This window comes from Amycolatopsis sp. NPDC049691 (genome assembly GCF_040675005.1).
In the GTDB taxonomy this organism is placed as follows: domain Bacteria; phylum Actinomycetota; class Actinomycetes; order Mycobacteriales; family Pseudonocardiaceae; genus Amycolatopsis.
Map to the genome: position 1 here is coordinate 165,566 of NZ_JBFANX010000005.1, position 18,032 is coordinate 183,597.

18 protein-coding genes are annotated in these 18,032 nt (G+C 70.8%); 4 read left to right on the top strand and 14 right to left on the bottom strand.

Going from position 1 to position 18,032, the window contains the following annotated elements; genetic code table 11:
- Entirely contained in the window at window positions 1-423 is a 423-nt protein-coding gene (locus tag AB0J40_RS13345; protein WP_364451786.1) for a nitroreductase family deazaflavin-dependent oxidoreductase, read from the bottom strand.
- A gap of 103 nt (window positions 424-526) precedes the next feature.
- Here AB0J40_RS13345 and AB0J40_RS13350 point away from each other — a divergent pair, with 103 nt between their 5' ends.
- Window positions 527-991 (top strand): MarR family winged helix-turn-helix transcriptional regulator, encoded by a 465-nt coding sequence (locus tag AB0J40_RS13350; protein WP_364451788.1) that lies wholly within the window; start codon window positions 527-529, stop codon window positions 989-991.
- 1 nt (window position 992) lies between these two features.
- On the opposite strand, the gene AB0J40_RS13355 is transcribed toward AB0J40_RS13350, so the two are convergent.
- The 4 genes from AB0J40_RS13355 to AB0J40_RS13370 form a co-directional block, all read right to left on the bottom strand.
- Window positions 993-1,352, bottom strand: a complete 360-nt coding sequence (locus AB0J40_RS13355; RefSeq protein WP_364451791.1) for a PLDc N-terminal domain-containing protein — start codon at window positions 1,350-1,352, stop codon at window positions 993-995.
- Window positions 1,353-1,411: 59 nt separating this feature from the next.
- The gene (locus AB0J40_RS13360) at window positions 1,412-2,032 is read right to left on the bottom strand and encodes a hypothetical protein (protein ID WP_364451793.1); all 621 of its coding nucleotides are present in this window, start codon (window positions 2,030-2,032) and stop codon (window positions 1,412-1,414) included.
- 74 nt (window positions 2,033-2,106) lie between these two features.
- Window positions 2,107-2,781, bottom strand: a complete 675-nt coding sequence (locus AB0J40_RS13365) for a GNAT family N-acetyltransferase (protein ID WP_364451795.1) — start codon at window positions 2,779-2,781, stop codon at window positions 2,107-2,109.
- 64 nt (window positions 2,782-2,845) lie between these two features.
- A complete protein-coding gene (locus AB0J40_RS13370) occupies window positions 2,846-3,559 on the bottom strand; it encodes a M15 family metallopeptidase (RefSeq protein ID WP_364451797.1) in 714 nt (237 codons plus the stop codon).
- A 172-nt stretch (window positions 3,560-3,731) separates the two neighbouring features.
- Between AB0J40_RS13370 and AB0J40_RS13375 the strand changes: the two genes are divergently transcribed.
- Window positions 3,732-4,574, top strand: a complete 843-nt coding sequence (locus AB0J40_RS13375) for a PaaX family transcriptional regulator C-terminal domain-containing protein (RefSeq protein WP_364451800.1) — start codon at window positions 3,732-3,734, stop codon at window positions 4,572-4,574.
- Here AB0J40_RS13375 and AB0J40_RS13380 read toward each other — a convergent pair.
- Entirely contained in the window at window positions 4,561-4,956 is a 396-nt protein-coding gene (locus AB0J40_RS13380; RefSeq protein WP_364451802.1) for a RidA family protein, read from the bottom strand. The genes AB0J40_RS13375 and AB0J40_RS13380 overlap by 14 nt on opposite strands.
- Before the next feature lie 67 nt (window positions 4,957-5,023).
- Between AB0J40_RS13380 and AB0J40_RS13385 the strand changes: the two genes are divergently transcribed.
- Window positions 5,024-7,366 (top strand): bifunctional salicylyl-CoA 5-hydroxylase/oxidoreductase, encoded by a 2,343-nt coding sequence (locus AB0J40_RS13385; RefSeq protein ID WP_364451803.1) that lies wholly within the window; start codon window positions 5,024-5,026, stop codon window positions 7,364-7,366.
- Complete coding sequence (locus AB0J40_RS13390; protein WP_364451806.1) at window positions 7,363-8,529, top strand: acyl-CoA dehydrogenase family protein; 1,167 nt, start codon at window positions 7,363-7,365, stop codon at window positions 8,527-8,529. The genes AB0J40_RS13385 and AB0J40_RS13390 overlap by 4 nt, the downstream gene beginning before the upstream one ends.
- Window positions 8,530-8,629: 100 nt before the next feature.
- On the opposite strand, the gene AB0J40_RS13395 is transcribed toward AB0J40_RS13390, so the two are convergent.
- The 8 genes from AB0J40_RS13395 to AB0J40_RS13430 all read right to left on the bottom strand — a co-directional run bounded on the left by AB0J40_RS13395 (window position 8,630) and on the right by AB0J40_RS13430 (window position 18,022).
- The gene (locus tag AB0J40_RS13395; RefSeq protein ID WP_364451809.1) at window positions 8,630-9,340 is read right to left on the bottom strand and encodes a DUF2306 domain-containing protein; all 711 of its coding nucleotides are present in this window, start codon (window positions 9,338-9,340) and stop codon (window positions 8,630-8,632) included.
- A gap of 123 nt (window positions 9,341-9,463) precedes the next feature.
- Window positions 9,464-10,867 (bottom strand): GH1 family beta-glucosidase, encoded by a 1,404-nt coding sequence (locus AB0J40_RS13400; RefSeq protein ID WP_364451812.1) that lies wholly within the window; start codon window positions 10,865-10,867, stop codon window positions 9,464-9,466.
- Window positions 10,868-10,908: 41 nt separating this feature from the next.
- Window positions 10,909-11,904, bottom strand: a complete 996-nt coding sequence (locus tag AB0J40_RS13405) for an ABC transporter ATP-binding protein (RefSeq protein ID WP_364451815.1) — start codon at window positions 11,902-11,904, stop codon at window positions 10,909-10,911.
- Complete coding sequence (locus AB0J40_RS13410) at window positions 11,901-12,893, bottom strand: ABC transporter permease (protein WP_364451816.1); 993 nt, start codon at window positions 12,891-12,893, stop codon at window positions 11,901-11,903. Before AB0J40_RS13410 ends, AB0J40_RS13405 begins: the two co-directional genes overlap by 4 nt.
- Window position 12,894: 1 nt before the next feature.
- Window positions 12,895-13,875, bottom strand: coding sequence for an ABC transporter permease (locus AB0J40_RS13415; RefSeq protein WP_364451819.1), 981 nt, complete (start codon window positions 13,873-13,875; stop codon window positions 12,895-12,897).
- Window positions 13,872-14,879: an ABC transporter ATP-binding protein gene (locus AB0J40_RS13420; protein WP_364451821.1), complete on the bottom strand. Its 1,008-nt coding sequence runs from the start codon at window positions 14,877-14,879 to the stop codon at window positions 13,872-13,874. Before AB0J40_RS13420 ends, AB0J40_RS13415 begins: the two co-directional genes overlap by 4 nt.
- 78 nt (window positions 14,880-14,957) lie before the next feature.
- Complete coding sequence (locus AB0J40_RS13425) at window positions 14,958-16,628, bottom strand: ABC transporter substrate-binding protein (RefSeq protein ID WP_364451822.1); 1,671 nt, start codon at window positions 16,626-16,628, stop codon at window positions 14,958-14,960.
- 206 nt (window positions 16,629-16,834) lie between these two features.
- Window positions 16,835-18,022: an ROK family transcriptional regulator gene (locus tag AB0J40_RS13430; RefSeq protein ID WP_364451824.1), complete on the bottom strand. Its 1,188-nt coding sequence runs from the start codon at window positions 18,020-18,022 to the stop codon at window positions 16,835-16,837.
- Window positions 18,023-18,032 lie beyond the last annotated feature (10 nt).

Below are 18,032 nucleotides of genomic sequence, written 5' to 3' on the forward strand. Positions count from 1 at the left end.
TCAGCGCTCGAGGACGACGATCGGGATGACCCGCGTGGTCTTCTTCTCGTAGTCGGCGAAGCCCTCGGCGTGCGCGACCATGCCGGCGTACAGGCGGTCGCGCTCGGCGCGGTCTTCGATCACGGTGGCCGTGGCCTCGAACTTCTCGCCGCCGACCTCGACGGTGACCTTCGGGTTGGCGACGAGGTTGTGGAACCAGGCCGGGTTCTTCGGCGCGCCGCCCATGGAGGCGGCGATCACGTAGCGGTCGCCGTCGCGGGTGTAGACCAGCGGCGACAGGCGCTCCTGCCCGCTCTTCGCGCCGATCGTCGTGAGCAGGAGCACGTTCTTGCCCTCGAACATGCCACCGACCACACCGTTGTTGGCGCGGAACTCCTCGACGACCTGGTTGTTGAACGCGTTCATGTCGGCTGGCGCGGTCATGGATTCCCCTGTTCTGGCCGGTACGCTCGACCTGGCGTGGAGTACGCTCGGGACGACCCGAAGCGTTTGCTTTGCAAACAAAGCTACCGAGGGGAGGTAGGCGGTGTCAACGGAGGCCGGACCGAGTGTCGAGGACGGTGTGCGCCGGCTCCTGCTGCTGATGCCGCGCCTGGTGGGCCGCGCGAAGCGGACGCCGGTGCCCAAGGAGCTGGACGGCTGCGCGCTCGCGCCGCGCCACCTGTCGCTGCTGTCGTACCTGCTGTTCGACGGCCCGATGACGGTCACCGAGCTGGCGGGCCGGCTCGAGGTCGCGCCGACGACGGCCAGCCTGATGGTCGGCGACCTCAGCCGCCAGGGCGTGCTGAACCGCGACGAGGACCCGGCCGACCGCCGCCGCACGATCGTGAGCATCACGCCGGACAAGCGCCCGGCGGTCGACGAGTGGCTGGCGCGCGGCGCGCGGGCGTGGAGCGACGCGCTGGCGCCGTTGACGCCCGCCGAGCGCCAGCTGGTGATCTCGACCCTGGAGGCCTACGAACGCGGGACGTGCGAAGGCCCGGCCTGCTAGGTCAGTCCTCCGCGCGCTTCTCGCGGGCCAGCTTGCGCTGCGCCTCCGCGCGTTCGCGGCACTTGCGGAGGAACTCTTCGTCGTCGTCCGGGTTCCCGGCCGCGAACCGGCCCGGACGGTCGTACTCCGGGTACGCCGGCGCGTTCCGCTCGTACGGCCCGCGCGCCCGCGCCGCCTGCTGCGGACGGCCCGCCACCAGCCAGACGATCGACCCCACCAGCGGCACCACCAGCACGACCAGCAGCCACAAGCCCTTCGGCAGGTTGCGGCAGGAGAACTCGTCCGTCGTGATCACGTCGACCAGGCAGAAGATCCACAGCCCGAGCGTGACGAAGCCCAGCAGGCCATCCAAATACAGCATTTCCTACGCCTTCCCCCAAGAAGATGAGGGCGTAATTAGTAGCAGAACCCGCCGAGGGGTCAGCCGCGGGTCGCCCGCAGCACGCCCGTCGCGAGCGCGATCGCGTGCGCCGGCCCCGGGCATTCGCGCGGGCCCGTGCCGAACGGCGTCCCGGCCAGCGGCACCAAGACGTCCTCGCCGTGCACGCGGCGGCGGGTGTGCGGCACCGGCGGGTCCGCGCGCAGCACTTCCGCCACCGCGTCCTCGGGCCGCTTTCCCGCCCGCACCAACGGAACCGCCTTGCCGATCAGCCCGGCGGTGGCTTCGCAGGCCTGGACCAGCAGGCAGATCCGCGCGGCGACGAGCTCGTCGGCGATCCCACCGCACGCCGTCACCAGCCGGCCCAGCGCCGCCTCGGCTTCCGCGGACGACGGCACGTGCGGGTGGTAGCCGGCCGCGACCGCCACGACGTCCGAAGGCACCACCGGCAAGCCGAGTTCCTCCGCGAGCACCCCGACGACGACCAGCCGCGGGTCGCCGCCGGCCGTTTCGGATGCCTTGCGCCGCAACACCTCCGGGTCCACCCCGGCCAGCAGCGAAACGGCGAGCGCGCGTCGGCGGGCGTGGTCGGAACCATTGCTGAAGCGGGAAACCGTCGCCCGCAGCCAGGCGACGCTCCCCGGCGGAACGTCGACGGGCACAGGCGAAACCGGAGCGGAAAGCGAAGTCATACGGCGAAGGTAGCCACGGAAAACGTCGGCGCCGGCCGAACCTTTTACAGGAGCGAAGCCGGGAACCAAGTGGCCTGCGGGCCCCCGCACCGCGTCACCCGCGGCACGGCGTGCTCGAACCACCAGGCCTCGGTGACGCGGCCGTCCGGCAGCCGGTACGTCGGCGGCCCGGCGACGCGCGCGAGCCCGGCGGCCTGCAGCGAGCGCGCGCTCGCGATGTTGCCGACCTCGGCACCGGCGCGGACCCGCGGCAGGCCGAGGTGGTCGTGCGCCAGCGTCAGGCCGGCCGCGAAGAGGACCCGGCCGTTGCCGCGGCCGCGGTAGTCCGGCGCGAGGTAGCCGCCGGTCTCCGGGCCACCGTCCTCGCCGGTGTGCACGCTCACCAGGCCGACGCACCGGTTGGCCTCGACGTCGATCATCACCAGGTCGACCGACTGCGGATCGGGCGACACCCAGTCGGGGCCGGTGCCGGGAACGACGCGCAACGCGTCGGCCCGCGCGCCCCGCGCCACGATGGAGTCGGCCTGCCAGCCGAGCCACCGCTGGGCGGCGGGATCACTGCCGCAGGCGACGGCGGCGGCGTACTCCCACGCGGTCGGCGTCCGGAACAGGAACCGCCCGTCGCGCAGCACGTGGCCCTGCCGGTCGCAGGTCCGCTTGGACATCAGGCGGCCGCGGCGGGTGAGCCGGTCGAAGATCCCCTTGGTGGCTGGCAGCATCGCGGCGAAATCGTAGCGGAGCGATCGGCGCGCGAGTCGTCGTCGTGGCGCGAGGACGGGACCGCTAGCCCTTTTCCTTGAGCAGCGCCAGCACCTCGTCGAGCTTCCGCTCGACGTCGTCCACCCGGGCCGTGGTGTTGATCAGGTTCTCGTCGATGTGCCGGATGAAGTCGGTGACGGTCGCGCGGGCCTTCGGGTCGTCCGGGTACTTCAACGACTGCCAGCCCGGGTAGTGGTCGGCTTCGCGGCTGCCGGTCAGCTGTTCGACCACTTCGTCGAGTTTGCGGCTCTGGTCGGGGGTCATGTCCTCATCTCCTGTCATCGCGGCCGCACCGCCGGCGGCGGCGAGCTTCGTCAGCACCGCGGCGCACCGCGCTTCGCCGGCGACGATTTCGAAGTGCATCGGGTCCCGCCTGCCCGTGTAGTCCCCGCCCCAGCGCACACACCCTTCGGTGCGGGCGACGATGGCGTGGACGGCGGCGAGCTGGCCGGGCCGGAAACTCGCGGCGGGGTCCGAGCCGAGCGGGTGCGCGGGGGCGTTGAGGTCGAGTGCGGTTCCGCTGGCGTGGTTGGACAGGTCGGTGGACCCGATCACCTTGCGGTTGGCGTAGCCCCAGCAGCCGGGCCAGGCCAGCGGCTCGACCAGCGCGTGGAACTGGCGGCCCACCCACGCCAGCAGGTCGCCGGCCGGGCCGGCGCGAAGCGCGACCTCGCCACCCGGCAGGGCCCGGTTCACCGGGGTGATCGGGGCCGAGTAGCCGTTCTGGCTCGTGGGCATGGTCGTCCTCCTGTCGACGGGCGGAGGTGCCGGGATCCACGGACGCCTTGCCGGATGAGTCGGGCCGCCGGCCGCGGTGGTTACGGCGTCGCGCGGTTCGTGCCCCTCCGGGCACCCGAAGGGGCTCCGGGAGGCGTATCCCGGGAAGCGGCCCAGGCGTTATTGTGGCCCGATGACGGCCGTACCCGAGGCAACCGAACTGGACGGCTCCGGCCGTGCGGCCCAGCCTCGCCAGCTCATCGTGACGGTGTACGGCCTCTATTCGCGCACCGAGGGCGGCTGGCTCTCGGTCGCCTCGCTGATCGACCTGCTGGCCGTCGTCGGCGTCGACGAGCCCGCCGTGCGCTCGTCGATCTCCCGGCTGAAGCGGCGCGGGATCCTCCAAGCGGTGCGCCGCGGCGCGACCGCGGGTTACGAACTGTCCGACGACGCCCGCGAGATCCTGCGCGAGGGCGACGAGCGCATCTTCCGCCGCGGGCGCGCGACCCCGGCCGACGGCTGGCTGCTCGCGGTGTTCTCGGTGCCGGAGACCGAGCGGCACAAGCGGCACCTGCTGCGCACGCAGCTCGCCCGGATGGGTTTCGGCACGGCCGCCTCCGGCGTCTGGATCGCCCCGGCCCACCTGCACGCGGCCACCGAGGAGGCACTGACCCGGCTCGGCCTGGCCGGCTACGCCGACCTGTTCCGCGCCGACCACCTGGCCTTCGGCGACGTCCGGGCGAAGGTCCGCGACTGGTGGGACCTCGACCGGCTCGACGAGCTGTACACGACGTTCCTCGACGAGCACGGCCCGGCGCTGCGCCGCGGGTCGGTGACCGACGAGCAGGCGTTCGCCGACTACGTCCGGGTCCTGACCGGCTGGCGGCGGATGCCCTACCTCGACCCGGGTCTGCCCGCGGAGTTCCTGCCCCGCGACTGGTCCGGCATCCGCGCGGCCGACCTGTTCTTCGAACTGCACGCCCAGCTGGAGGACCCGGCCCGCGCGTTCGTCGCGAAGTCGATCAACCTCGGCTGACGACCGCGAAGCCCTGGACCTCGACCAGCGCCTCTTCGTCCCACAGCCGGGAGACTCCGATGCCCGCCATCGCCGGGTACTCCGTGCCCGCGAGCCGTTTCCACACCGCGCCGATCTCGCGTGCGTGGGCCCGGTAGTCCGCCATGTCGACGATGTAGATCGTCACGCTGCACAGGTCCTCCGGCGTGCCGCCGGCCGCGCGCAGCGACGTCAGCAGGTTGCCGAGCGCGCGCTCGAACTGCTCGACCACGCCGTCGCCGACGATCCTGTTCGACGCGTCCAGCGCCGTCTGGCCGGCGAGGAAGACGACGCGGCCCTCGGCCACCACCGCGTGCGAGAACCCGGACGGCTTGCCCAGCTCCGGCGGGTTGATGCGTTCCATGCGGCACACCGTACGCCATCTTTCGCGTTATTGACGGTCGTACCGCCGACGACATATCCTCGACGGCGTGCGTATCGCGGTCATCGGTGGCGGCCCGGCGGGTCTGTACTTCGCCGCGCTGGCGAAGCAGCTCGGTCCCGGTCACGAAATCACCGTCTGGGAACGCAACGCGCCGGACGACACCTTCGGCTTCGGCGTCGTGTTCTCCGACGAGACGCTCGGCGGCATCGAGCACGCCGATCCGGCGGTGCACGAAGCCATGAAGGCCGAGTTCGCCCGCTGGGACGACATCGACGTCCACTACCGCGGCACCGTGACCACCTCGGGCGGCCACGGCTTCGCCGCGATGAGCCGCAAGCGCCTGCTCGGCATCCTGCAGAGCCGCTGCGCCGAACTCGGCGTCGGCCTGCACTTCCGGGAAGAGGCGCCGGCCGACCTCTCGGGCTACGACCTCGTCATCGCCGCCGACGGCGTCAACTCCGCGATCCGGGCCCGGTACGCCGAGACGTTCCGGCCGAGCGTCGAGACCCGCCGCTGCCGCTACATCTGGCTCGGCACGGACCTCGTGTTCGACGCCTTCAAGTTCTACGTCCTCGAGACGCCGGCCGGGATCATGCAGGTCCACGGCTACCCGTACGGCCGCGACGGCAGCACGTTCATCCTGGAGGTGCAGGAGGACGTCTGGCAGCGGACGTTCGGCCCGATCGCGGCGACGTCGCTCCCGCCGGGCGAGAGCGACGAGAAGTCCATCGCGCTGATCCGCGAGCTGTGCGCGGACATCCTGGGCGGGCACCGGATCATGGCGAACAACTCCAAGTGGGTTTCGTTCGGCACCGTGCGCTGCGAGACGTGGGTGCACGACAACGTCGTCCTGCTCGGCGACGCGGCGCACACCGCGCACTTCTCGATCGGCTCCGGCACGAAGCTGGCGATGGAGGACGCGCTCGCGCTGGCCGCCTGCCTGCACGAAAACGACGGTGTCGCGGCGGCGTTGAAGGCCTACGAGCTGGAACGGCGGCCGGTGGTCCAGTCGACGCAGCGGGCCGCGCAGGCCAGCCTGGAGTGGTTCGAGAACATCGCGCAGTACACCCACCAGGAGCCGCCGCAGTTCGCGTTCAACATCCTCACGCGCAGCCGCCGGGTCACCCACGACAACCTCCGCCTGCGCGACCCGGAGTTCGCGGCCGAGCTGGACCACTGGTTCGCACGGTCGCTCGGGACGACGTCGCGGCCGCCGATGTTCCAGCCGTTCAAGCTCGGCTCGCTGGAACTGCCGAACCGGATCATCGTCTCCCCCATGGACATGTACTCCGCCGTGGACGGCGTGCCCGGCGATTTCCACCTGGTGCACTTGGGCAGCAAGGCCCTCGGCGGCGCCGGGCTGGTGATGACCGAGATGGTGTGCGTGTCCCCCGAAGGCCGGATCACGCCCGGCTGCGGTGGCTTGTACACCGCCGAACAGGAAGCGGCCTGGAAGCGGATCGTCGACTTCGTGCACACGCAGTCCCCGGCCCGCATCGGCGTCCAATTGGGACACTCGGGGCGCAAGGGTTCGACGAAGCTGATGTGGGACGGCATCGACGAACCGCTCCCCTCGGGCAACTGGGAAGTCTGCGGGCCCTCGGCGCTGCCGTACTCCCCGCGGAACCAGGTCCCGCGCGAACTGTCCACAGCGGAACTCGCGGAGATCCGGGCGCAGTTCGTCTCGTGCGCGGAGGCCGCCGCCCGCGCCGGGTTCGACGTCCTCGAACTGCACTGCGCGCACGGCTATCTGCTGTCGTCGTTCCTCTCGCCGCTGACGAACCGGCGGACGGATTCCTACGGCGGCTCACTGGAGAACCGGCTGCGGTTCCCGCTGGAAGTCTTCGACGCCGTGCGTGCCGCCTGGCCCGCCGAGCGGCCGATGACCGTCCGGATCTCGGCGACCGACTGGTGCGAGGGCGGCATCGACGCCGACGACGCCGTCGAGATCGCGCGCGCGTTCGCCTCCCACGGCGCCGCGGGCATCGACGTCTCGACCGGTCAGGTCGTCAGCGAAGAACGCCCGCAGTACGGTCGCAGCTACCAGACGCCGTACGCCGACCGGATCCGCAACGAGATCGGCGAGGAGTACGGGATAGCGGTGATCGCGGTCGGCGCGATCTCGTCGTACGACGACGTCAATTCGCTGATCCTGGCCGGCCGCGCCGACCTCTGCGCACTGGGCCGCACCCACCTCTACGATCCACAGTGGACACTGCACGCGGCGGCCGAGCAGGGGTACCCGATGCCGTGGCCGAAGCCGTTCGCCGCCGGCAGCCGCAAGCCCCAGACCGGCCGCAGCGACGGGCCGGAGCCGCGGCTCGACCTCGTCCGTTCGGGGCCGACGGGAACCGCCCACGCCCGCTGGCGACCGGGAGCCTCGTCATGACCTTCACCCTCGACCCCGACCAGCAGGCGTTCGCCGCGGAGGTGCGGCGGGTGGGCGCGGAGCAGCTGCGCCCGCTCGCCGAGTCCGGTGTGGAGGGTGCGGTGAACCGGCCGCTCCTCAAGGAGATGGGCGCGCTCGGCCTGCTCGCGCGGCTCTTCCCCGGCGTCGCTTCGGGGTCGCCGTCCCGCCAGGCGGCCGCGACCGACCTGTGCATCCTGCGGGAGAACCTGGCCACGGTGAACACCGAGGCCGAGACGGCGCTCGCGTTGCAGGGACTGGGAAGCTACCCGATCCTGCAGTCCGGACAGGACAGCCAGGTCGCGAAGTGGCTGCCCGCGGTGGCGGCCGGCGACGCGGTGGCGGCGTTCGCGCTGACGGAGCCGGACGCGGGTTCCGACGCGGCGGCGCTGTCCCTGTCCGCGGAAGCCGACGGCGACGGCTGGCGCTTGACCGGCTCCAAGATGTGGATCTCCAACGCCCCGGAGGCCGACTTCTACACGGTGTTCGCGCGCACCACCCCGGGCGCCGGTTCGCGCGGGGTCAGCGCGTTCGTCGTCCCGGCCGACCGCCCCGGCCTGGGCGGCGAGCACCTGGACCTGGTGAGCCCGCACCCGATCGGCACGGTCACGTTCGACGGCGTCGAGGTCCGGCGCGAGGAGCTGCTCGGCGAGGAGAACCGCGGGTTCGCGGTGGCGATGCGCACGCTGGACCTGTTCCGCCCGAGCGTCGGCGCGTTCGCCGTCGGAATGGCGCAGGCCGCGCTGGACGCCACTGTTGTTCATACGAGCCAACGGGAGGCGTTCGGCGGTCCGCTGATCAAGCAGCAGGCGGTGGCCCACACGCTCGCCGAGATGGCCACGCGCACGGAAGCGGCGCGCCTGCTGGTCTACGCGGCCGCGGGAGCGTACGACGCGGGCGAGCGGAACCTGGGCGGCCGCGCGGCGATGGCGAAGCTGTTCGCGACGGAGGCGGCCCAGTTCGTCGTCGACTCGGCGGTGCAGCTGCACGGCGCCCGCGCCCTGCGACGCGGGCACCTGCTGGAGCACTTGTACCGCGAGGTCCGCGCGCCACGCATCTACGAAGGGGCGTCGGAGATCCAGCGGACGATCATCGCACGCTGGCTGGCTTCGTCGCGGACGAGCGGTCCAGCCACCACTGGCTGAGCAGGCTCAGCGTGCCGGCCGGGGTCGCCGCGGCCTGGAAGAGCGCGGTCTCGTCGGGGAACCCACATCTTGCCCGGTCTCGCGTCCGGCAGCGTCGCCGTCATCGCACGGCGGCCGGCTTCTTCGCGGGCCGCCGCTCCAGGATCAGCTGGCTGACGATCACCGCGAACGCCAGCCCGCCCCACGCGGAGATCGCCCCGACGCTCTGGCTGTAGGCGAGTTCGCTGCCGCCGAAGGTGGTCGGGATCTGGGGTTCCAGCACGATCATCGCGATCGGCGAGATCACCCGGTTGACGATGATCGAGAAGGTCAGCGTCACGCTGCGGATCATCCACTTGCGGTGGTCGCCGAAGCGCCGCTCGCGCACCGCCCGCCAGCCGGCGATGGTGCACCCGATCCACAGGACGGCGGCGAGCACGTCGCTGACGCGGGTGACCGGCCCGAACGGGCTCTGCGACCCGATGGTGAGGGCCATCAGCCCGGAGGGCAGCACGCCGGCGAAGACGTACGCGCGGCCGACGTTGCGGTGGATCACCGGGTGCGTCCGCCGCAGCCAGGGCCAGATCTGCAGGACCGCACCGCCCATGGCGATCGAACCGAAGATGACGTGCCCGACGAGGAACCAGTAGTGCGCCGGGAATCCTTCGGGCTGCGGGACGCGCGATCGAGCGGGGTCGAGCGCCAGATACGGGGGCAAGGAGAAGGACAGGAAGGCCAGCACGAGCAGGGCGAGCGGACCGATCCACGGACGCTGCCACCAGGACTTTCGCGTCGCCTGAGGTACGGGCCGGGCCGCGGTTCGGACTGCCATGGTTCCCCTCCGTCGTCGGATTCCGTCCCAGCCGACGTTAGGGGTTGGCGAGCGGCGCCAACCATGGTGCGCACCACCGACGCGGGGGTGGGGCGTACCCCACCCCCGATCAGGTGATCTTGCTCAGCTGCCGCGGACCCGCCGGACCGTGTCGCGGTAGAAGTAGCCGCTCTGCTTGATCGTGCGCTCCTGCGTCTCGTAGTCCACCCGGATCAGCCCGAACCGCTTCGCGTACCCGTACGCCCACTCGAAGTTGTCCAAAAGGGACCACGCGAAGTACCCGCGCACGTCCGCCCCGGCCTCACGCGCCGCCGCCACGGCCGCGATGTGCGACGCCAGGTACGCCGTGCGCTGCTCGTCGCGGACGAAACCCGACGAGTCCGGGTCGTCGTCGAACGCCGAGCCGTTCTCCGTGATGTACATCGGCAGGCCCGGGTAGTCACGGCCCAGGCGCGTCAGCAGTTCCGTGAACTTGCCCGGCAGGATCTCCCAGCCCATCGCCGTCGTCGGCTCGCCGAACGGGACCACCCGCGACGCCGGTGCCCCGTCCTCGTCCACGGACGAGCCGTTCTCGTCCACGCCCGAGAACTGCTGGCCGAAGTAGTAGTTCACGCCGAGGAAGTCCAGCGGGGTCGAGATCACCGAGAGGTCGCCGTCCTGGACCGGGAGGCGGACCCCGCGCGAGGCCAGGTCGTCCACCACGTCGGCCGGGTACCGGCCGTGGACCAGCGGGTCCAGGTAGATCCGGACGCCGAGCCCGTCCGCCTGCCGCGCCGCGCGGACGTCCTCCGGGGAGTCCGTCACCGGGTCCGCCGTGCACATGTTCAGCGTGATGCCGAACTCCGTGTCCGCCGGCGCCGCCTCGCGCATCCGCTGCACCGCGAGGCCGTGGCCCAGCAGCAGGTGGTGCACCGCGTGCAACCCCGCCGCGTAGTCCCGCCGCCCCGGCGCCATCACGCCGTGCACGTACCCGTGCATCGCCGAACACCACGGCTCGTTCAGCGTCGTCCAGTGGCGGACCCGGTCGGAGAGCCGGTCGAACACCAGCATCGCGTAGTCCGCGAACCGGTACGCCGTGTCGCGCGCCGGCCAGCCGCCCGCGTCCTCCAGCTCCTGCGGCAGGTCCCAGTGGTACAGCGTCAGCCACGGCGTGATGCCGCGGTTCAGCGTCTCGTCGACCAGCCGGTCGTAGAACCCGATCCCGGCCTCGTTGACGCCGCCGCGGCCCCGCGGCTGGACCCGGGGCCAGGCCACGGAAAACCGGTAGGTGTCCGCGCCGAGCTCGCGCACGAGCTCGATGTCCGACGGCATCCGGTGGTAGTGGTCGCAGGCGATGTCACCGTTGTCACCGTTGTCGATCGCCCACGGGACCTGGCAAAAAGTGTCCCAAATGGACGGAGTACGCCCGTCTTCCGCGACCGCGCCTTCGATCTGGTACGCGGCGGTGGCCACGCCCCAGCGGAAGTCCGGCGGCAAGGTGTCGATCAGCGCCTGCTGTTCGGCGGTCGCGGCGGTGGTCTCGGTCAAGGCGGGTCTCCTCCAGGTCGACCGGATAGGACAGACGGCGTTCAGGGGGTCGCGACCGGGTGCAGGAAGCAAGCCACTTCCCGCGACGGTTCGCCACCGGGCAGGCCCAGCACCGGCACCTTCGAGTCGCACGGCTCGAAGGCCTTGGGGCACCGGGGGTGGAACGCGCAGCCGGGCGGCATCCCGCGCGTGTCCGGCGGCGACCCCGGGATCCCGGCCAGCTCCCGCCGGGGCCCGCGCAGCGCGGGGAACGAGTTCAGCAGGCCGTGGCTGTACGGGTGCAGCGCGTCCTGGTAAAGATCGGCCGCCGGCGCCTGCTCGACGATCCGGCCGCCGTACATGATCGCGATCCGGTCCGAGAACTCGACCAGCAGCGAAAGGTCGTGCGTGATGAACAGGACCGAGAAGCCCAGCCGTTCGCGCAGTTCCACGAGCTGGCCGAGGATCTGCCGCTGCATGACGACGTCGAGCGCGGTCGTCGGCTCGTCCATGATGACGATCCGCGGTTCGAGCGCCAGCGCCATCGCGATCATCACGCGCTGGCGCATGCCGCCCGAGAGCTGGTGCGGGTACGCCTCCAGCCGGTCGGCCGAAATCCCGACCAGCTTGAGCAGGTCGCGAGCCCGCGCCACGCGGCTCGCGCGGGTCGACCGCGGCTCGTGCGCCTTGATGACGTCGACGAGCTGCGTGACGACCTTGTGCACCGGGTTCAGCGAGTTCATCGCGCCCTGGAACACGATGGACGTCTCCGCCCACCGGAAGTCCCGGAGCTGCTTGTCCGTCAGGCGAAGGACGTCGTAGGGCTCGCCGTCCGCGGGGTGGTAGATCACCTGGCCGCCGCGGATCACGCCCGGCGGCGCGAGCAGCCGCGTCAGCCCGTAGGCCAAAGTGGACTTCCCGCTGCCGCTTTCCCCGGCCAGGCCGAGGACTTCGCCGCGGTGCAGCGTCAGGTGCACGTCCCGGACCGCGCGCACGGCCTCGTCGCCGACGCCGTAGTCGACGTCGAGGCCCTTGATCTCCAGGACCGGGTCCATCATGGCTGTTCCTCCCGCCCGAGCACGGGCGTGAAGCCCACGCGCATGCGATGCGTCCGCCCGTCGGCGCCCTTGACGCGGGCCTTGCCGCTGCCGCGCAGCCGCGGGCTGACGAACTCGTCGATGCCGAAGTTGAGCAGGGACAGCGCGGTGCCGAGGATCGCGATCGCCAGCCCGGCCGGCACGAACCACCACCACGCGCCCTGCGCGAGGGCCTGCTGGCTCTGCGCCCAGAACAGGATCGTGCCCCAGTTCCAGTTGGACAGCCCCGAGACGCCGACGAACGCGAGCGTGATCTCCGACATCACGGCGAAGATCACCGTGCCGACGAAGCTGGACGCGATCACCGCGGTCAGGTTCGGCATGATCTCGAAGAAGATGATCCGCCACGTCGACTCGCCGGTCGCCCGCGCCGCTTCGACGTATTCCCGGCCACGCAGCGAAAGCGTCTGCGCTCGGAGGACCCGCGCGCCCCACGCCCACGACGTGAAGCCGATGATGACGGCCACCAGGTAGTCGCCGCCGGTGGGCACCGCGCTGCCGATGATGATGATCAGCGGCAGCGCCGGGATCACGAGGAACACGTTGGACAGTGCGGACAGCCCTTCGCCGGGCGTCCCGCCGAGGTAGCCGGACGTCACGCCGACGAGCACCGCGAGGATCGTCGCCACGATCCCGGCGGTCAGCCCGACCAGCATGACGCTGCGCGTGCCGACCACGACCTGGCTGAAGATGTCCTGCCCGAGGTGGGTGGTGCCGAACCAGTGGCGCGCCGACGGCGCTTCCATCAGGTCGTTGCTGCGCGCCGACGGGTCGTACGGCGCGATCCATTCGCCGATCACCGCGATCACCACGAAGAAGACGATGACGGCGAGCCCGGTGACCGTCTTGCCGCCGGTCAGGAAGCGGAACCGCCGCCGTTTCGTGCGGCCGGCGACCGCGTCGACGGGGAGGGCCTGGGCGGCTTTGACGTCCGCCGCGGGTACGGCCATGTCAGCCCTCCTTCCGGGTGCGCGGGTCGAGCGCGAGGTACGCGACGTCGGCGAACAGGTTCGCCACCAGCACCGACAGCGTGATGATCAGGAAGATGCCCTGCATCAGCGGGTAGTCCTGCGAACCGACCGCCTGGAACAGCTGGTAGCCGACGCCCGGGTAGGAGAAGACGATCTCCACCAGCAGCGTGCCGCCGACGATGAACCCGAGTGCCAGCGCGAAGCCGGACACGCTGGGCAGCAACGCGTTGCGCGCCGCGTACCCGACCATCACCCGGCGCTCGGGCAGGCCCTTGGCGTGCGCGACCGTCACGTAGTCCTCCGACGCGACGGTGACCATCATGTTGCGCATGCCCAGGATCCAGCTGCCCATCGAGCTGATCAGGATGGTCAGCGCCGGCAGCAGGCTGTGCTGGATGGCGCTGCCGATGAACGTGCCGTCCCAGCCCGGGATGGTGCCGGGGTCGTACCCGCCGGACGACGGGAAGAAGCTGCCCGGGCCGGCCAGCAGCGTCAACGCGATCAGGCCGAGCCAGAAGTACGGGATCGACGAGAGGAACGTCGTCACCGGCAGCAGGCCGTCGACCCACGAGCCGCGCTTCCAGCCGGCGACCACGCCGAGCCCGGTGCCGAGCGCGAAGCCGACGATCGTGGTGATGCCGACCAGGATGATCGTCCACGGCAGACTGTCGCCGAGCAGGTCGGACACCGGCGTCGGGAAGAACGTGAACGAGATCCCGAGGTCGCCGCGGAAGAGCTGGCCCCAGTAGTGGAAGTACTGGGAGATCAGGCTTTCGTCCTTGTCCAGTCCGAACAGGACGTACAGCGACTGCACCGCGTCCTGGCTGATCATGCCCTGGTTCTTCGCGATCAGCGACTGCACGGGGTCGCCCGGGATCATCCGCGGGATGAAGAAGTTGATGGTGACGGCGGCCCAGGCCGTGAAGACGTAGAAGGCCAGCCGTTGCAGCAGGTACCTCATCGGGCGGCCCCGTCGTACAGCCAGCACGCGGCCCAGTGGCCGGGCGCGTCGTCGACCTCGAACCGCGGCGGCAGGTCGCTCTTGCAGCGTTCCATCGCGACCGGGCAGCGCGGGTGGAACCGGCAGCCGGACGGCGGGTCGATCAGGCTCGGCGGCTCGCCGGACCCGCGTTCGGCCGGCGCCTCGGCGGCGTCGGCGCCGCCCGCGATCCGGTCCGGGTCGGGCGCGGAGTCGATGAGCAGCCGCGTGTACGGGTGCGCCGGGTGCTGCGTGACGGTCTCGCTGTCGCCGCCCTCGACCATCCGGCCCGCGTACATCACCATCGTCTCGTCGGCGAAGTAGCGCGCGGACGCGATGTCGTGCGTGATGTACAGGATCGCCAGGTGCAGGCGTTCCTTGAGGTCCCGCAACAGGTTCAGCACGCCGAGCCGGATGGAGACGTCCAACATGGACACCGGCTCGTCGGCCAGCAGGGCCTCCGGGTCGGCGCCGAGCGCCCGCGCGATCGCGACGCGCTGGCGCTGGCCGCCGGAGAGCTCGTGCGGGAACTTGTCGACGTACCGCTCGGGCGGGGTCAGCTGGACGCGGGAAAGCAGTTCGTGCAACGACTTCTCGAGGTCGTCGCCCGCGCGGCCGTGGATCTTCAGCGCTCGCGTCAGGTGGTAGCGCACGGTGTGCACCGGGTTCAGCGACGCGAACGGGTCCTGGAAGATCATCTGGACCCGCCGCGCGTAGGCGCGGAACGCTTTGCCGTGCTTGATGTCCACGGTCTCGCCGTGCAGCCGGATGTCGCCGCCGGTGCGCGGGTAGAGGCCCGCGAGCAGGCGGGCGACGGTCGACTTGCCGGACCCGGACTCGCCGACCAGCGCGGTGACCCGGCCCCGGCGCAGCGTCAGGGTGACGTCGTCGACGGCCTGGACGGCGCGGCGCGGGCCGGCCAGCGCCGCGCGCCCGCGTCGCCGCACCGGGAAGTGCTTGGTGAGGCCCGCGGCTTCGAGAACCACGGGGAGGTCCCCCTCCGACCCGACGGCGACGGGGTCGGAGGGGGACTGCTCGGTCGTTGCCACGGACTCCGCCATCGATCAGGCCGCGGGCTTCAGGTGCAGGACGATGTCGAGCGCGTTGCGCAGCGTCGGCTGCGCCGGGCCGTACGGGTTGGCGTCGTCCGGCCAGCCCACCCAGTTCTTCGTGCTGTACTCGCCGCCGGAGTTGGCCGCCGAGGTCGGGATCATCGGCTGCTGCTCGATCATGATCTTCTGCAGCGTCGCCATGGCGGCGGTGCGGGCGGCGTCGTCCTCGGCGTTGGCGTAGGTCTCGAGCGCCTTGGTCGCCTCGTCGTTCTTGAAGCGGCCGTAGTTGCCGTTGATGCCACCCTGGCCGGTCGGCTTGTAGCGGTTGCCGTCCATGACGTCGCGGTACATGTCGTACGGCGTCGCACCGTCGTTGGTCCAGTGCATCAGGCCTTCGAAGTCACCGGTGTCGACCGACTTGATCCACGCGTCCTGGTTCATCTTCTCGACCGTGGCGGTGATGCCGATCTGCGCCAGGTTGTCCTTGATGATCTCCAGGTCGGTGATGTAGTCCGACCAGCCCGACGGGACGGTGAGCTTGATCGTGACGGGCTTGCCGCTCGGGTCGGCCAGCTTGTCGCCATTGAACTTGTAGCCCGCGCCGGTCAACAGCGACTTGGCGCCCGGGACGTCGACCTGGACCGTCTTGCCCTTGTACTCCGGCGCGATGAACGAGTCGCCCGCCGGGGTCGGGATGCCGGTGACCTGGTCGTTCTTCGGGTAGAAGTAGCCGGCCTCGCCCTGGTTGAAGATGTCGTCGCGGTTGATCACCTTGCTGACGGCCTGACGCAGCTTCGCGTCGTTCCACGGCGCCTTCTCGGTGTTGAACCACAGGCCGTGCACGGCCAGCTGCGCGGGGAACCACAGCTTGTAGTGCTGCGGGTCCTTGTTGGTGTAGACGGCCTTGTAGTTCGGGATGAAGACGAAGCTCCACTCCGACTGCCCGTTGACCAGCGCCGCGACCTGCGCGTTGTTGTCGGTGTAGGAGGTGTAGCGGATCTCCTTGACCTTCGGCGCTTCCTGCCAGTAGCCGCTGTCGCGCCGGGTGACGATCATCGTCTGCGGCGTGAACGACTTGAGCGTGTACGGCCCGGTGCCGATCGGGTTCTTCACGGTGTCGAGCGCCGGGTCCTTCACGGACTGCCAGACGTGCTTGGGCACGACGAGCGTCTGCAAGATCTTGAGCTGGTTGACGAACTGGGAGGTCTCGAAGCCCAGCGTCACCTGGTTGCCCGCCGCGGCGATGTCCTTGTAGGGCACGGCGTCGACGTTCAGCGCCTTGTTGTCGCGCAGCAGCTGGAACGTGTAGGCGACGTCCTCGGCGGTCATCGGCTGGTTGTCGGAGAACTTGACGCCGTCACGGACGGTCAGGACCAGCTTCTTGTAGTTGTCCGACCAGTCCCACTTCGTCGCCAGCCAGGGCTTGCCCGGCTCCTGCGGCTTGACGCGGTTGTGCATGACGAGGGGCTCGTAGATCATCCACCGGTACCCCATGTTCGACAGGGCGGACGTCTCGAGGAACGGGTTGTTGTTCTCGGACTGCGGGCCGTCGGGCTTGCCCACGTTGAGCACCTGGTCCGGGTTGCTCTGCGCCGCGTTCGAGCTGCCGCCCGAACACGCGGTCAGGCCTCCCAGGGCCAGCACGGCCACCAGCGCTGCGACGATGGAGCGCTTGACTCGCATCGTTCCTCCTAGTCATCGACGACGTGCGTAAGTGTCGACTGGTAGCGAGCCCCGACCGCCGGCGACCGAACGACGCCCCGAAGTCAACCCGGGTGACTCGGGTCACGTCAATAACACGGCGGTAACATTTTGTGCCTAAGTTTAAGTACTAAAAGAACCGGCGGTCTGGACCTGTCGCAGTGATTACTCCTTGCGACGCAAGGAAATCAGCCGGTCCGGCCCCCGTTCGCGAGCAGCTGCGCGATCGGCAGCGTGGCCGCGCCGAGCGCGACCGCGTCCGGCCCGAGGCTGCCGAGGACGACCTCGGTGCGCCCGGCCAGGTAGTCGAGCGCGTGCCGGCCCACCGCGTCGCGCACGGCGGGCAGGATCGCCGGTCCCATGATCGCCCCCGCCGAGCCGGACAGCACCACCCGGTCCGGGCTGAGCAGGTTGATCAGGTTCGCGATGCCGATCCCGAGGTACTCACCGGTCTCGGCCAGGACGTCGGCGGCGGGGCCGTCGCCACGGGCCTCCTCGACGATCCGCGCCAGCTCGTTGTCGCTTTCGTCCCCGATGACCGGTTTTTTGCCGACGCGGTCGGCGTAGTGGCGGACGACCGCTTCCGTGCCGACGTAGGCCTCCAGGCAGCCGTGCGAGCCGCACCGGCAGGCCGCCCCGCCCGCCCGGACGACGGTGTGGCCCCACTCGCTGGTGGTGATGCCGGGGTGCGACGGCCCGGCGGTCGCGACGGCGGCCCCGACGCCCACGCCGAGCAGGGCGACGATGGCGCGTTCGGCGCCGCGGCCGGCGCCGCGCCAGGCCTCGACCTGGCCCAGGGTGCGCGCGCGGTTGTCGAGGTGCAGCGGCGCCTCGATGTGCGGGTGGACGAGGTCGGCGAAGGCGACGCCGCGCCAGCCGAGGGTGGGCGCGTGCACGATCCCGCCGTCGCGGACCGCGCCGGGCACACCGATGCCGACGCCGAAGACCGCGTCCGGTTCGCCCCCTTCGAGCACTTCCGCGATGCCGGTTCGCACCAGACCGGCCACTTCGTCCGGGTCCAGCCGGGTGCCGACCAACGGGTGGCGGACCGTGCCGAGCGTCCCGAGCGCGCAGTCGAAGAGGCCGACCTCGACGTGCGTCTCGCCGACGTCGACGCCGACGACGTGCCCGAAGTCCGGGCGCACGGCCAGCAGCGTCCGCGGCCGCCCGCCGTCGGATTCGACCGAGCCGGCTTCCGCGACGACGCCGTCGGCGATGAGTTCGGAGACGACGTTGGTAACGGTGGCGGCGGACAAGCCCGATTCAGCTACCAGTTCCAGTCTGCTGACGGGGCCGCGGAGGTAGAGGGAGGAGAGGAGCGCCGCGCGGTTGTGCCGCCGGAGGTCACGTGTCGTTTGGCGTACCACCTGGGTCACCTGGGGGATT

What these genes read in the sequence shown, in the direction of transcription:
- AB0J40_RS13345 (WP_364451786.1), bottom strand. Translation starts at nt 423, where the DNA reads ATGACCGCGCCAGCCGACATGAACGCGTTCAACAACCAGGTCGTCGAG.
- AB0J40_RS13355 (WP_364451791.1), bottom strand. Translation starts at nt 1,352, where the DNA reads ATGCTGTATTTGGATGGCCTGCTGGGCTTCGTCACGCTCGGGCTGTGG.
- AB0J40_RS13365 (WP_364451795.1), bottom strand. Translation starts at nt 2,781, where the DNA reads ATGCTGCCAGCCACCAAGGGGATCTTCGACCGGCTCACCCGCCGCGGC.
- AB0J40_RS13370 (WP_364451797.1), bottom strand. Translation starts at nt 3,559, where the DNA reads ATGCCCACGAGCCAGAACGGCTACTCGGCCCCGATCACCCCGGTGAAC.
- AB0J40_RS13375 (WP_364451800.1), top strand. Translation starts at nt 3,732, where the DNA reads ATGACGGCCGTACCCGAGGCAACCGAACTGGACGGCTCCGGCCGTGCG.
- AB0J40_RS13380 (WP_364451802.1), bottom strand. Translation starts at nt 4,956, where the DNA reads ATGGAACGCATCAACCCGCCGGAGCTGGGCAAGCCGTCCGGGTTCTCG.
- AB0J40_RS13390 (WP_364451806.1), top strand. Translation starts at nt 7,363, where the DNA reads ATGACCTTCACCCTCGACCCCGACCAGCAGGCGTTCGCCGCGGAGGTG.
- AB0J40_RS13395 (WP_364451809.1), bottom strand. Translation starts at nt 9,340, where the DNA reads ATGGCAGTCCGAACCGCGGCCCGGCCCGTACCTCAGGCGACGCGAAAG.
- AB0J40_RS13405 (WP_364451815.1), bottom strand. Translation starts at nt 11,904, where the DNA reads ATGATGGACCCGGTCCTGGAGATCAAGGGCCTCGACGTCGACTACGGC.
- AB0J40_RS13410 (WP_364451816.1), bottom strand. Translation starts at nt 12,893, where the DNA reads ATGGCCGTACCCGCGGCGGACGTCAAAGCCGCCCAGGCCCTCCCCGTC.
- AB0J40_RS13415 (WP_364451819.1), bottom strand. Translation starts at nt 13,875, where the DNA reads ATGAGGTACCTGCTGCAACGGCTGGCCTTCTACGTCTTCACGGCCTGG.
- AB0J40_RS13425 (WP_364451822.1), bottom strand. Translation starts at nt 16,628, where the DNA reads ATGCGAGTCAAGCGCTCCATCGTCGCAGCGCTGGTGGCCGTGCTGGCC.